This window comes from Azospirillum argentinense (assembly GCF_000632475.1).
Taxonomy (GTDB): Bacteria; Pseudomonadota; Alphaproteobacteria; order Azospirillales; family Azospirillaceae; genus Azospirillum; species Azospirillum baldaniorum.
In genome coordinates this window covers 665,114-678,374 of the sequence record NZ_CP007794.1, presented here as the reverse complement: position 1 = coordinate 678,374, position 13,261 = coordinate 665,114, and the positions used below count along the sequence as shown (strand labels likewise).

Annotated in this window: 13 protein-coding genes; 8 read left to right on the top strand and 5 right to left on the bottom strand. The window is 66.9% G+C overall.

Annotated features, from left to right (window positions below; all coding sequences use genetic code 11):
* Window positions 1-146 precede the first annotated feature (146 nt).
* Together ABAZ39_RS17235 and ABAZ39_RS17230 are read right to left on the bottom strand one after the other, a co-directional pair.
* A complete protein-coding gene (locus tag ABAZ39_RS17235; protein ID WP_014198771.1) occupies window positions 147-389 on the bottom strand; it encodes an Lrp/AsnC ligand binding domain-containing protein in 243 nt (80 codons plus the stop codon).
* A 5-nt stretch (window positions 390-394) separates the two neighbouring features.
* Window positions 395-1,957: a DEAD/DEAH box helicase gene (locus tag ABAZ39_RS17230; protein WP_040134133.1), complete on the bottom strand. Its 1,563-nt coding sequence runs from the start codon at window positions 1,955-1,957 to the stop codon at window positions 395-397.
* Between the two features lie 277 nt (window positions 1,958-2,234).
* Here ABAZ39_RS17230 and ABAZ39_RS17225 point away from each other — a divergent pair, with 277 nt between their 5' ends.
* Both ABAZ39_RS17225 and ABAZ39_RS17220 read left to right on the top strand, forming a co-directional pair.
* Window positions 2,235-2,777, top strand: a complete 543-nt coding sequence (locus ABAZ39_RS17225) for a hydrolase (protein ID WP_040134132.1) — start codon at window positions 2,235-2,237, stop codon at window positions 2,775-2,777.
* A gap of 36 nt (window positions 2,778-2,813) precedes the next feature.
* Window positions 2,814-3,518, top strand: coding sequence for an alpha/beta fold hydrolase (locus ABAZ39_RS17220; protein WP_040134131.1), 705 nt, complete (start codon window positions 2,814-2,816; stop codon window positions 3,516-3,518).
* 18 nt (window positions 3,519-3,536) lie between these two features.
* Here the strand turns inward: ABAZ39_RS17220 and ABAZ39_RS17215 are convergent, their stop codons facing one another.
* The 3 genes from ABAZ39_RS17215 to parE form a co-directional block, all read right to left on the bottom strand.
* Window positions 3,537-4,121 (bottom strand): hypothetical protein, encoded by a 585-nt coding sequence (locus ABAZ39_RS17215; protein ID WP_247874640.1) that lies wholly within the window; start codon window positions 4,119-4,121, stop codon window positions 3,537-3,539.
* 65 nt (window positions 4,122-4,186) lie between these two features.
* On the bottom strand, window positions 4,187-4,951 hold the full coding sequence (locus ABAZ39_RS17210) for a hypothetical protein (RefSeq protein WP_040134129.1): 765 nt from the start codon (window positions 4,949-4,951) through the stop codon (window positions 4,187-4,189).
* Window positions 4,952-5,007: 56 nt separating this feature from the next.
* Window positions 5,008-6,996 (bottom strand): DNA topoisomerase IV subunit B, encoded by a 1,989-nt coding sequence (gene parE, locus ABAZ39_RS17205; RefSeq protein WP_040134128.1) that lies wholly within the window; start codon window positions 6,994-6,996, stop codon window positions 5,008-5,010.
* Between the two features lie 122 nt (window positions 6,997-7,118).
* On the opposite strand from parE, the gene ABAZ39_RS17200 reads away from it, so the two are divergent.
* From ABAZ39_RS17200 to lpdA, 6 genes are all read left to right on the top strand, one after another.
* The gene (locus tag ABAZ39_RS17200; protein WP_372684168.1) at window positions 7,119-7,550 is read left to right on the top strand and encodes an acyl-CoA thioesterase; all 432 of its coding nucleotides are present in this window, start codon (window positions 7,119-7,121) and stop codon (window positions 7,548-7,550) included.
* 164 nt (window positions 7,551-7,714) lie between these two features.
* Entirely contained in the window at window positions 7,715-8,086 is a 372-nt protein-coding gene (locus ABAZ39_RS17195) for an FtsB family cell division protein (RefSeq protein ID WP_081863119.1), read from the top strand.
* 212 nt (window positions 8,087-8,298) lie between these two features.
* A complete protein-coding gene (pdhA, locus tag ABAZ39_RS17190; protein WP_014198781.1) occupies window positions 8,299-9,315 on the top strand; it encodes a pyruvate dehydrogenase (acetyl-transferring) E1 component subunit alpha in 1,017 nt (338 codons plus the stop codon).
* 77 nt (window positions 9,316-9,392) lie between these two features.
* Window positions 9,393-10,790 carry a pyruvate dehydrogenase complex E1 component subunit beta gene (locus ABAZ39_RS17185; RefSeq protein ID WP_014198782.1) on the top strand — a complete coding sequence of 466 codons (1,398 nt, stop codon included), beginning with the start codon at window positions 9,393-9,395 and terminating at the stop codon, window positions 10,788-10,790.
* A gap of 13 nt (window positions 10,791-10,803) precedes the next feature.
* Window positions 10,804-11,850: a 2-oxo acid dehydrogenase subunit E2 gene (locus ABAZ39_RS17180; RefSeq protein ID WP_040134127.1), complete on the top strand. Its 1,047-nt coding sequence runs from the start codon at window positions 10,804-10,806 to the stop codon at window positions 11,848-11,850.
* Window positions 11,851-11,863: 13 nt separating this feature from the next.
* Complete coding sequence (gene lpdA, locus ABAZ39_RS17175) at window positions 11,864-13,261, top strand: dihydrolipoyl dehydrogenase (protein ID WP_040134126.1); 1,398 nt, start codon at window positions 11,864-11,866, stop codon at window positions 13,259-13,261.

Sequence of the window (13,261 nt, the reverse complement as noted above, 5' to 3'; positions counted from 1 at the left end):
TTTCGCGGCATGTTTCGCGAATTGTCCGATGCCTGTTGCCGACCGGGCAAAACATGAAAAAGGGGACCGGCCGCAAGCAGCGGACGTCCCCTTTTTTCGCAGCCGGTCAGCGCCTCTTTACGACACCTTCCGTACCCGTCGCACCTTCAGGCGAAGGCCTTGTAGGCGATCAGAGTGAAGGTGTCGCGCACCCCGGTCAGGGTCTGGATGTTTTCGGTGACGAATCGGCCGATGTCCAGATCCTGGGGGAGATAGCACTTCATCAGCAGGTCGTACTGGCCGGAGATGGAATGCACCTCCGACACCTGCTCGATGTCCTGAACGGCCTGATCGGCCACCTGATAGGCTTTGCCCAGCTCGCACTTGACCATGACGAAGATGGTCTGCATGGCGGTCAGCCCTCCTGCGAGGATTGCTCGGCGGGTTCGGCCGGGGCGGGGCGCCGCGCCGAGCGGAGCATGAAGGCCGGCATATGGTCGCCGAAGCCGATCACGGGTGTGTCGTCCTCGTCCTCGTCGCGGCGACGACGGCGATCGCGGTCCCGATCCCGGCGCGGTTCCTGGCGGCGGCTTTCCGCAGCGGCCAGCGATTCGCGCGGCTGGCGCTCCTCACGGGGCTGCCGCTCCTCGCGCACCGGACGGTCCTCCCGGCTCGGGCGGTCCTCACGCGGTTGACGCTCCTCACGGGCCTGACGCTCCTCGCGGGGCGCGCGCTCTTCGCGCTCGGGACGTTCGGCGCGCTGCTCGCGCGGCGCGCGGTCGCCGCGCTCCTTGTCCTTGCCACGGCCCCGGCTGCGGCCGCGGCGCGCCTCGTCCTCGCTGAGGAACTCGGCCGACTCGAGGCCGTCAATGGCGATCAACGGAATCTCCCGCTTGATGAGACGGCTGATGGCCGACACCTGCTTGCCGTCCAGCGGACTGGCCAGGGTGAAGGCGCGGCCGGTGCGACCGGCCCGGCCGGTGCGTCCGATGCGGTGGACATAATCTTCGGCGCTGATCGGCACGTCGAAGTTGAAGACGTGGCTGAGGCCCTGCACGTCCAGGCCGCGCGCCGCCACGTCGGAGCAGACGAGCAGCGTGATCTCGCCCTTCTTGAAGGCTTCCAGCGTCTCCGTCCGCTTCGACTGCACCATGTCGCCGTGCAGCGCGCCGGCGTTGAAGCCGTGGCTCTCCAGCGACTTCTGCAGGATGGCGACGTCCCGCTTGCGGTTGCAGAAGATGAAGGCGTTCTTGACGTCCTCGGTGCGCAGCAGGTGGCGCAGCGCCTTGCGCTTGTCCTCTTCGTGCACCAGGACCATGGCCTGGGTCACCGTCTCCGACGGGGAGGCCGGCGGGGCGACGGTCACTTCCTTCGGATTCGACAGGAAGGCGTCGGCCAGACGGCGGATTTCCGGCGGCATGGTGGCGGAGAAGAACAGCGTCTGGCGCAGCTTGGGCAGCTTGCTGACGATCCGCTCGATGTCCGGGATGAAGCCCATGTCGAGCATCCGGTCCGCCTCGTCGATGACGAAGACCTTGATGTCGTTGAGCATGATGTTGCCGCGCTCGAACAGGTCGATGAGACGGCCCGGCGTCGCGATCAGCACGTCCACCCCGCGGTCCAGCCGCTTCACCTGCTCGGTGAAGGTTTCGCCGCCGATCAGAAGCGCCATGCTGAGCTTGTGGTGCTTGCCGTAGGTCTCGAAGCTTTCGGCGACCTGCGCCGCCAGCTCCCGAGTCGGCTCCAGGATGAGCGACCGGGGCATGCGCGCCCGTGCCCGGCCCGAGGCCAGGATGTCGATCATCGGCAAGGTGAAGCTGGCCGTCTTCCCGGTGCCGGTTTGCGCGCAGCCGAGCACGTCGCGGCCTTGCAGGACCCAGGGAATGGCCTGTTCCTGAATTGGCGTCGGCTGGGTGTAACCTTTATCCTCGATTGCCCGCAGGACGTCAGGTCCAAGCCCAAGTTCCGAAAAGAGCATCCAACCTGTTTCTGTCTGGAGTGCGAAAATCGTGCCGGTACGGCCCGACGAGTAGATGGTGCGGCAGAATATGAAGTCAAAGGGCGCTGTCAATAGACCTTGTGATGGAATCGTGCATCGCGTGGGTCCGGAAGGGCCGCTTGGCGCCCCGCGCCCGCTCGGCTAGGCTGTGAAAAGACCGTACAAACCGCGGAAATCCGGCCTGCGCGGGGGTTGTGGGCCTTCTTCCGGCTCTTTCCCCCACCTGGACCGGATAATGAAAAAAGGCAGCCCTCCGATGCTTCTTTCCTCCGAACGCTCCGTCCTGGTGGTGGTCGATATCCAGGAAAAACTGATGCCGTCGATCGCCGAGTCCGCGCGGGTCGAGCGCAACGCCGCCACCTTGCTGAGGGGCGCGGCCCTGCTCGGCGTGCCCGCCTTCGCCACCGAGCAGTACCCCAAGGGCCTCGGCCCGACCGCCGCCTCCCTGCGCGCCCTGCTGCCGCCGGACGGGGTGGTGGAGAAGATCAGCTTTTCCGCCGCGCGGGAGCCGGCCTTTCTGGAACGGCTGGAGCGGATTGGTCGGCAACAGATCGTGCTGGCCGGGTCGGAGGCCCATGTCTGCGTGATGCAGACGGCGCTGTCGCTGATCGGGCTGGGGTTCGAGGTGGTGCTGGTGGCCGACGCCGTGTCGTCGCGCACGCCCGCCAACGCGGAGCTTGGCATCGCCCGCATGCGCGCCGCCGGGGCGACCGTCGTCAGCACGGAGATGGTCCTGTTTGAGTGGATGGAGCGGTCGGACATCCCCGCCTTCAAGGCGGTGCTGGATCTGATTCGCTGATCGGATGAAAACAGTCAGAGCGAGAAAGGAAGAGGGATGAGCGACCGGATTCCCCTGATCCTGCTGCCCGGCATGCCGCTGGACGCCGCGTTGTGGGAGCACCAGACCGGCCATCTCGCCGATGTGGCGGAGCCGGCCGTTGGCGACCTGACCGGCCAGGACTCCATGGCCGCCCTCGCCGCCGCGGTGCTGGCGCGCTCGCCGGCGCGATTCGCGCTCGCCGGCCTGTCGATGGGTGGCTATGTGGCCTTCGAAATTCTGCGGCAAGCGCCGGAGCGGGTGGCGAAGCTCGCCCTGCTCGACACCAGCGCCCGCCCGGACACGCCGGAGCAGACGGCCACGCGCCAGGACGCCGTTCGTCTGGTGGGGCAGGGGCGGTTGCGGCAGGTGGTGGCCGCCGGCATGCCGCGCCTCGTCCATCCCGACCGGACGGGCGAAACGGCCCTGGTCGACTCGGTGCAGGCCCAGGCCCAGCGGGTCGGGGCGGACGGCTACACGCGCCAGCAGACGGCGATCATGAACCGCCCGGACAGCCGTCCCGGCCTGGGAGCCATCGCCTGCCCGACGCTGGTGCTGTGCGGGCGGCAGGACGCCATCACGCCCCCGGCTCTCCACGAGGAGATCACCGAGGGGATTCCCGGCGCCCGCCTCGCCCTGATCGAGGATTGTGGCCATCTGTCGGCCATGGAACAGCCGCAGGCGGTCACCGCTCTGTTGCGGCAGTGGCTGCTCTACGCCTGAACGCCGTCCTTCCGTGCCTCAGCAGTCAGGACCCCCGCCGCAGCCGTCCAGGTCGGCGCGGCGGGCCGGAAAAAGGGCGAAGGTCATGTCGCTGATGAGCGACCGGAAATCCGGGTCGTTCGGTCCCTGCGGACGGTCGAGCCAGCCGGTGGCCGAGGACAGCGTTCCGCCGCCCCGGCAGAAGGCCCCCTGGACCACGATGGGACCGCCGGGCGGGCTGGTGCGCAGGGGCTGGCCGCTGCACAGGTATGAGTTCAGGGTGGTCTCGGCGGGGTTGAAGGCCAGGACGACACGGTAATCGGGCCGCGCCGTCTGGTTGGGCGTGGTGGTGAAGTTGGTGCGCACGCCGGAGATGCGGTTCTGCATGTTGGCGGTCACCAGCGGCCCGAAGGTCTGCGGGTCCATGCCGAAGGGATTGCCGTGGATCACCACGCGCAGATCGCGGTTGGAGGCGGCGTAGGACACCTCGCTCAGCGTGTAGGCGGGGACGGGCAGGTCGGCCACCACGCGTTCGTTGGTGCAGGCCGCCGCCATTGCGCAGAGGGCGAGAACACCGGCACGGGACAGGAAGGTCATGGCTCGCCTGGGCTGCTGGGTGGACATGGGGTGAACAATCATGGGATGCCGCTGGGGTGGCTGCAAGCCCGCGCCCCCGGAAGAGCCGCCGCTCAGCCGACCGCGTAACCTGGCGGCGTCCAATCCGGACGCAGCCAGTTCCGGGCAGCGCGCTCGATCAGATTCGGATAGTTGGCGACCTCCGCGGGGCCGATCAGCGGCAGCCCCATGTCCGCCATGATTCTGGCGACCGAGGCAGCGTCCAGAGGCAGACTCAGATGGCGAGCGCGCTGGGCGATGTCCATCTCCTGGCCCCAATAGTAGACTCGGGTGGCGCCGGTGTTGTCCCGCATCCGGCGGACCTGCTCCAGACGGTCGTCACCGTAGAGCGGCTGCCAGATGTCGGCCATCAGAGTGTCCGCCGGCTCGTCGGGCCTGTGGGCGAGGGCGTTGCCCTGGATCACCGTCACCTTGGCGGCGGCCTCGGGCGGAAGCTGGCCGAACACGTCCATGGTGGCATTCACCGCGATCACCTCTGGGTCGAGTTCGACGACCGTGACGCGCGTGACCTCGGGCCGCAGGGCGGCGTTGGCGGCGGCCCAGCCCATGCCAAGCCCCATGACCACCGTGTGCCCCGCCGCGAAGCGGCAACCGATCTCCTGGCTTTCGATCTCCATGGGGGTCATCGACATCCAGGTGCGCGACGTCGGCCCGTCATGACGGATCAGCCCCGCCATGTCGGTGACCAGCATCGCCTCGCTCCAGTAGCCCTTGCAGATCAGCATCGGGGCGAGCAGAAGCTCCCAGCGCTTGCCTTTCCACGGACGGTAGGTCGGGCGGAACAGGTCCGTCTGGTACAGGGCGAGCGTCGCAGTCATGCGGCCGGAGTCTCACAGCGTTGTTTTGTACGCAAACGAGCGTACAGCGCCGCGGGTTACACGTCGATGTCGTCGACCCGGACGAACTTCGCGTTCTCCTGGATGAATTGGAAGCGCAGCTCCGGACGGCGGCCCATCAGCTCCTCGACGCGGGTCTTGGTGGCCTTCACGTCCTCCGCCTGCTCGGGGTCGGCGCTGTTCGGCACGACGACGCGCAGCAGCGTCCGCTTGGCCGGGTCCATGGTCGTCTCGCGGAGCTGGGCCGGCATCATCTCGCCCAAGCCCTTGAACCGGCTGATCTCCACCTTCTTGCCCTTGAAGGTCTTGTTCATGAGCTGGTCCTTGTGGGCGTCGTCACGGGCGTAGACCGACTTGGCGCCGTGGCTGATGCGGTAGAGCGGCGGCAGGGCCAGATACAGGTGCCCGTTCTGGATCAGCCCGCCCATCTCCCGATAGAAGAAGGTCATCAGCAGCGAGGCGATGTGCGCGCCGTCCACGTCGGCGTCGGTCATGATGATGACCCGCTCGTAACGCAGCTTGTCGCTGGAGAAATCCTTCCCAACCCCGCAGCCGAGCGCCTGGGTGAGGTCGTTCAGCTCCTGGTTCGCCTTCATCTTGTCGGAGGAGGCCGAGGCAACGTTCAGGATCTTGCCGCGCAGCGGCAGGATGGCCTGGGTCTCGCGGTTGCGCGCCTGCTTGGCCGAACCGCCCGCCGAATCGCCCTCGACCAGGAAGATCTCGGTGCCCTCCGGCGAGTTGCGGGAGCAGTCGGCCAGCTTGCCGGGCAGACGCAGGCGCCGGGTTGCGGACTTCCGTCCCAGCTCCTTGGACTGCTTGCGCTTGGCGCGCTCCTCCGCCTTCTCGATGAGCCGTTCCAGAAGGGCCTTGGAGGAGGACGGGTCGCCCGACAGCCAGTGGTCGAAATGATCCTTGATCGCCGCCTCGACCAGCCGGTGGGCTTCGGCGGTGACCAGCTTCTCCTTGGTCTGGCCCTGGAAATGCGGCTCGCGGATGAAGACCGACAGCAGGATGCAGGCGTCGCCCATCACGTCGTCCGCGGTGACCTGGGCGGCGCGCTTGTTGTTGGTCAGTTCGCCATAGCCCTTCAGACCGCGGGTCAGCGCGGCGCGCAGACCGGCCTCGTGCGTGCCGCCCTGCGGGGTGGGCACCGTGTTGCAGTAGGTGTGCGAGAAGCCCTCGTCATCCTCCGGCCAAGCGATGGCCCATTCCACGCGGCCCTGCTGGTTCGGGAAGTCCAGCGCACCCGAGAAGGGCAGGCGGGTCAGCGTCCGGCGTTCCTTCAGGGCGGCGTTCAGGTAGTCGAGCAGGCCGCCGGGGAAATGCAGCGTCTCCTGCGCCGGGGTGGTGCTGTCGGGCGACAGCAGCGACGGGTCGCAGTTCCAGCGGATCTCTACGCCCCGGTACAGGTAGGCCTTGGAGCGCGCCAGCCGGTACAGACGGTGCGGCTCGAAATGCGCGGCCTCGCCGAAGATTTCGGGGTCGGCGTGGAAGCGGATGGTCGTGCCGCGGCGATTGGCCGCGCCCTGGCGGGTCAGCGGTCCCTGGGGCAGGCCGCGGCTGTAGTGCTGCACGTAGAGCTGGCGGTCGCGCGCCACCTCGACGATCAGCCGGTCCGACAGGGCGTTCACCACCGACAGTCCGACGCCGTGCAGGCCGCCGGAGGTCTGGTAGACCTTGTTGGAGAATTTGCCGCCCGAATGCAGGGTGGTGAGGATGACCTCCAGCGCCGACTTGCCCGGGTACTTGGGGTGGTCGTCGATCGGGATGCCGCGCCCGTTGTCGCGCACCACCACCGTGCCGTCGACGGTCAGCTCCAGGTCGATGCGGCTGGCGTGGCCGGCCACCGCCTCGTCCATGGCGTTGTCCAGAACCTCGGCCACCAGATGGTGCAGCGCCCGGTCGTCGGTGCCGCCGATGTACATGCCGGGGCGCCGGCGGACGGGCTCAAGCCCTTCCAGAACCTCGATATCCTGGGCGGAATAGGTCTCGGCCTTGCGCGCCGTGTTCTCGAAAAGATCGCTCATGGCCCCAGTTATAGGAATTTCGTCAGGGCTGCGCAAGCGCATGCGGTGGCTCCTATATACTCCCCGCACCATATTTTGTGATGCGCTTTTTCGACCCCAGAATGAACGAGGGCGGAGGCACGATGAGCGACGGCACTCCCACCGATCAGCACCAGGCCCAACCGGACATGGCCCATCCCGATATGGAAGGCGGTCCGGCGTTGCGCACCATCGCCATGCCGGCGGACACCAACCCCAACGGCGACATCTTCGGCGGCTGGCTGCTGTCCCAGATGGATCTGGCCGGCGGCGTCGCCGCCCTGCGCCGGGCGGGCGGGCGCGTGGCGACGGTGGGGATCGAGGCGATGACCTTCCATAAGCCGGTCTATGTCGGCGACGAGGTGAGCTGCTTCGCCCATGTCACCAAGGTGGGCCGAACCTCCATCCGCGTGCGGGTCGAGACCTGGGTGCGACGCCAGCGCAGCGCGGGGGAGGCGATCAAGGTGACGGAGGGCGTGTTCACCTACGTCGCCATCGGCGAGGACCGCCGCCCGCGCGAGGTCCCGCCGGAGTGAAGCGCCACCCGCCTTCTTTCGAAGGTTGCGCACTGTGTCCCTCTCCTTTGGGGGTGTAAGCCGCCTATTACTCAGCGGCGCAAAGAGCATGGCGCGGTGAATTCTTTCGGATTGCTTCTTTTCCGTTTGACCGAAGGAATCGCGTATGATTCCATCATACCGCCATGACCATGCTCCAGAACCTCACCGACTCGCTGAAACGCGCCGCGAAAAGCGCCCTTCGCCAGGCCATCGGGCCGGCCATCGGCTCCTGCGTCGTCGCCTACTTCGTCTATTACGCCGTCCAGGGGGACCGCGGGCTGCTTGCCATGAACCACCTGAAGGCGGAGATCGCCACGGCGGAATCCGTCCTGGATCAGGTGAAAGCCGAGCGCGAGCGAATGGACCGCCGCGCGCAACTGATGCGCAGCGACCACCTGGACCGCGACATGCTGGACGAGCGTGCGCGCACGATGTTGAACCTTTCAGGCCCCCGCGACGTCATAATCGCACTCCCTCCGGCGCAGGCCGAAGGTGATGCTAGCGCTGAGAAGTAGGTCATATCAGTGAATTAACCGAATGCCGGTTAACGCCGAATTTCGCGTTTAAAAACAGATATTTGCGTCTCGTGCGCTTGTCGTGTACTGTGCGCCCCGCATCCGCTTCCGGTGCGAGGGGGATGCACCCTCATAAGTGGGATGTACCCTCGCAACGTGCTGCAGCCCTGGCTGTTCGCTTGCCGTCGCTGCATAAACCCTGGGGAGGAAACATGGCCGCGTCACGACGCCGTCCGAAGGCGCAGACTGACTCCGCTTCGAAGCAGGCCGCTTCGACCGAGGATCTGATCAAGTACTATCGCGAGATGCTTCTGATCCGCCGCTTCGAGGAGAAGGCGGGCCAGCTCTACGGCATGGGCCTCATCGGCGGTTTCTGCCACCTCTACATCGGCCAGGAAGCCGTTGTGGTCGGCATCCAGGCCGCGCTGAAGGACAACGACGACGTCATCACCAGCTACCGTGACCATGGCCACATGCTGGCCTGCGGCATGGACCCCAAGGGCGTGATGGCCGAGCTGACCGGCCGCCGTGGAGGCTACTCCAAGGGCAAGGGCGGTTCGATGCACATGTTCAGCCGCGAGAAGAACTTCTACGGCGGCCACGGCATCGTCGGCGCGCAGGTTCCGCTGGGCACCGGTCTCGCCTTCTCGCACAAGTACAACAAGGATGACGGCCTGTCCGCGGTCTATTGCGGAGACGGCGCCATCAACCAGGGTCAGGTTTACGAGAGCTTCAACATGGCGGCTCTGTGGAAGCTGCCGGTGCTCTACGTGATCGAGAACAACAAGTACGCCATGGGCACCTCGCAGGAGCGCGCCTCGGCGGGCGAGCTGCACCAGCGCGGCGCGGCCTATGGCATTCCCGGCCATCAGGTCAACGGCATGGACGTCCTCGAGGTCCGCGAGGCCGCCGACAAGTGGGTGGAATACATCCGCGCCGGCAACGGCCCGGTCATCCTCGAGATGAAGACCTACCGCTACCGCGGCCACTCGATGTCCGACCCGGCCAAGTACCGGACCAAGGAGGAGGTCGAGAAGATGCGGAGCGAGTCCGATCCGATCGACAACCTGAAGCGCGTCCTGCTGGAAGGCGCTTACGTGACCGAGGACCAGCTCAAAGAGATCGACCGCGAGGTCAAGGCCGTGGTGACCGAGGCTGCCGAATTCGCGCAGCAGAGCCCCGAGCCCGATCCGGCGGAGCTGTGGACGGACGTCCTGGTCGAAGCCTGACGACAACGATAAGAGGAGCGGCGCCGAGGGCCGGAGGCTATGCCTCCCGGCGAACCCGCGCCGCCGGAGGTTGAGGAATGCCGATCGAAGTGCTGATGCCGGCGCTGTCGCCCACCATGACCGAGGGCAAGCTGGCGAAGTGGGTCAAAAAGGAAGGTGACGAGGTCAAGTCCGGCGACGTACTCGCCGAGATCGAGACCGACAAGGCGACCATGGAGGTCGAGGCGGTCGACGAAGGCCGCATCGGCAAGATCCTGGTCGCCGAGGGCACCGAGAACGTCGCCGTGAACACCCCCATCGCCGTGATCCTCGGCGAGGGCGAGAGCGTCACCGACGCCGTGTCCGGCTCCCCGACGCCGGCCCCGAAGGTCGCCGCCGAGCCGGTGGTGAAGGACACGGGCGCGCACGCCCCGGCCACCCTGCCGGTCGGTCCGGCCAGCGGCCCGGCCGCCGCGCCGCCGGCCTCGGACGAGGACAAGTTCTTCGACAAGACGGTGAAGAAGACCGTCCGCGAAGCGCTGCGCGACGCCATGGCCGAAGAGATGCGCCGCGACCCGACCGTCTTCCTGATGGGCGAGGAAGTCGCGCAGTACCAGGGCGCCTATAAGGTGTCGCAGGGCCTGCTCCAGGAGTTCGGCGCCGACCGCGTCATCGACACGCCGATCACCGAGATCGGCTTCGCCGGCCTGGGCGTCGGCGCGGCCTTCCGCGGCCTGCGCCCGATCGTCGAGTTCATGACCTTCAACTTCGCGTTGCAGGCGATCGACCATATCGTGAACTCGGCCGCCAAGACGCTGTACATGTCCGGCGGCCAGATGGGTTGTCCGATCGTGTTCCGCGGCCCGAACGGCGCCGCCGCCCGCGTCGCCGCGCAGCACAGCCAGGACTTCACCCCCTGGTACGCCAGCATTCCGGGTCTGAAGGTCGTCGCCCCCTACAGCGCGTCGGACTTCAAGGGCCTGATGAAGTCGGCGATCCGCGATCCGAACCCGGTCATCTTCCTCGAGAACGAGATCCTCTACGGCCAGTCCTTCGAGGTGCCGGAGAGCGAGGACTTCATCGTTCCGATCGGCCGCGCCAAGATCCGCCGCGCCGGCACGGACGTGACGATCACCGCCCACTCGCTGATGGTCAGCTACGCGCTCGCCGCCGCCGATCTGCTGGAGAAGGACGGGATCAGCGCCGAGGTCATCGACCTGCGCACGATCCGTCCGCTCGACACCGAGACGATCGTCAACTCCGTCAAGAAGACCAACCGCCTCGTCACCGTCGAGGAGGCTTGGCCGACCTGCGGCATCGGTGCCGAGCTGTCGGCCCTGATGATGGAGCAGGCCTTCGACTATCTGGACGCCCCGGTGATCCGCGTGACCGGCCTCGACGTGCCGATGCCCTACGCGGCGAACCTGGAAAAGCTCGTCCTTCCTTCGCCCGACCGCATCGCGGAAGCGGCGAAGAAGGCCTGCTACCGCAAGTAAGGAGGGCGAGCGAATGACCATCCAGATTCTCATGCCCGCCCTCTCTCCCACGATGACCGAGGGCAACCTCGCCAAGTGGCTGAAGAAGGAAGGCGACGCGGTGAAGTCCGGCGACGTGATCGCCGAGATCGAAACCGACAAGGCCACCATGGAAGTGGAGGCGGCCGACGAAGGCCGTCTCGGCAAGATCCTCGTGCAGGCCGGCACGCAGGGCGTCGCGGTGAACACCCCGATCGCCGTGCTGCTGGAAGAGGGCGAGGACGACAGCGCGCTCGCCCAGGCTCCCGCCGCCGCCCCGGCGGCTGCTCCGGCCGCCGCCGCTCCGGCCCCGAAGGCCGCGGGCATCGACGCCAAGGACCTCTCGGACAAGCTGGGCATGCGCTACAAGGCGCAGCCGAACAGCTCCATGCGCAAGACGATCTCCCGTCGTCTGACCGAGGTGCAGCAGACGGTGCCGGATTACTTCCTGGCCATCGACTGCGAGTTGGACGCGCTGCTGAAGGTCCGCTCGGACCTGAACGCCCGCTCCAAGGACTACAAGCTGTCGGTCAACGACTTCGTCATCCGCGCCGCCGCGCTGACGCTGAAGAAGTTCCCGAACATCAACGCCGCCTGGTCGGAGGAGGCCATCCTCCGTTATGACCACGTCGACATCTCGGTCGCCGTGGCCACCCCGACCGGCCTGATCACGCCCATCGTCAAGAAGGCGGAGACCAAGGGGCTGGCCGAGATCTCCAACGAGATGAAGGGTCTGGCGGAGCGCGCCCGCGACGGCAAGCTGAAGCCGGAGGAGTACCAGGGCGGCACCTTCTCGATCTCCAACCTCGGCATGTACGGCATCCGGGAGTTCGCGGCGATCATCAACCCGCCGCAGGCCTGCATCATGGCGGTTGGCGCCGGTGAGCAGCGTCCGGTCGTGAAGAACGGCGCGCTCGCCATCGCCACCGTGATGACCGTCTCGGTCACCGTGGACCACCGCGTCGCCGACGGCGCGCAGGGTGCGGAATTCCTCGCGGCTTTCAAGAAGCTGATCGAGGACCCGCTGAGCATGCTGCTGTAAGGGGGCGCTGACCATGGCTGACATGAACTACGACCTCATCGTCATCGGCGGCGGCCCGGGCGGCTATGTGGCGGCGATCCGCGCCGCCCAGCTCGGCCTCAGCACCGCGGTGGTGGAGCGTGAGAACCTCGGCGGCATCTGCCTCAACTGGGGCTGCATCCCGACCAAGGCGCTCCTGCGCTCCGCCGAGGTGCTGCGCAACGCCAAGCACGCCGCGGAGTACGGGCTGGTCATCCAGAACCCGTCCTTCGACCTGGACAAGGTCGTTCAGCGGTCCCGCAAGGTGGCGGGGCAGCTCAACGGCGGCGTCAAGCACCTGCTGAAGAAGAACAAGGTCGCCGTCATCGAGGGCGAGGCCAAGCTGCTCGGCAAGGGGCAGGTGGCCGTGACCAAGGGCGGTGCGGCGGTCGGCACCTTCGGGGCGAAGAACATCATCATCGCCACGGGCGCCCGCGCCCGCACCCTGCCGGGTCTGGAGGACGACGGCAACCTCGTCTGGACCTACCGCAAGGCGATGACCCCGAACACGACGCCGAAGTCGCTGCTGGTCATCGGCTCCGGCGCCATCGGCATCGAGTTCGCCAGCTTCTACAACGAGCTGGGCGCCAAGGTGACGGTGGTCGAGGTGATGGACCGCATCCTGCCGGTCGAGGACGAGGAAATCTCGACCTTCGCCCGCAAGCAGTTCGAAAAGCAGGGCATGCGCATCATCACCAACGGCAAGGCCGGCAACCTGCGCAAGGGTGCCGACAGCGTGACGGTGGCGGTGGAAGCCAACGGCAAGACCGAGGATATCACGGTCGACCGCGTGATCCTCGCCGTCGGCATTTCGCCGAACACCGAGAATCTGGGCCTGGAGAACACCAAGGTCCAGACCGACCGCGGCCACATCAAGACCAACGCCAACTGCCAGACCGACGAGCCGGGCGTCTACGCCATCGGCGACGTGACGGGGGCTCCCTGGCTCGCCCACAAGGCCAGCCACGAGGGCGTCATCGCCGTCGAGCACATCGCCGGCAAGCACCCGCACGCGCTGGATGTCCGCAACATCCCGGGCTGCACCTACTCGCACCCGCAGATCGCGTCGGTCGGTCTGACCGAGAAGAAGGCGAAGGAGGCGGGCTACGAGGTCCGCGTCGGCCGCTTCCCCTTCATCGGCAACGGCAAGGCCATTGCTCTGGGAGAGGCGGACGGCATGGTGAAGACCGTGTTCGACGCCAAGACCGGCGAACTGCTGGGGGCCCACATGGTCGGCGCCGAGGTGACGGAGCTGATCCAGGGCTACACGGTCGCCAAGACCATGGAGACCACCGAGCAGGAGCTGATGCAGACGGTGTTCCCGCATCCGACCCTGTCGGAAATGATGCACGAGTCGGTTCTTGATGCCTACGGTCGGGCCATCCACTTTTAA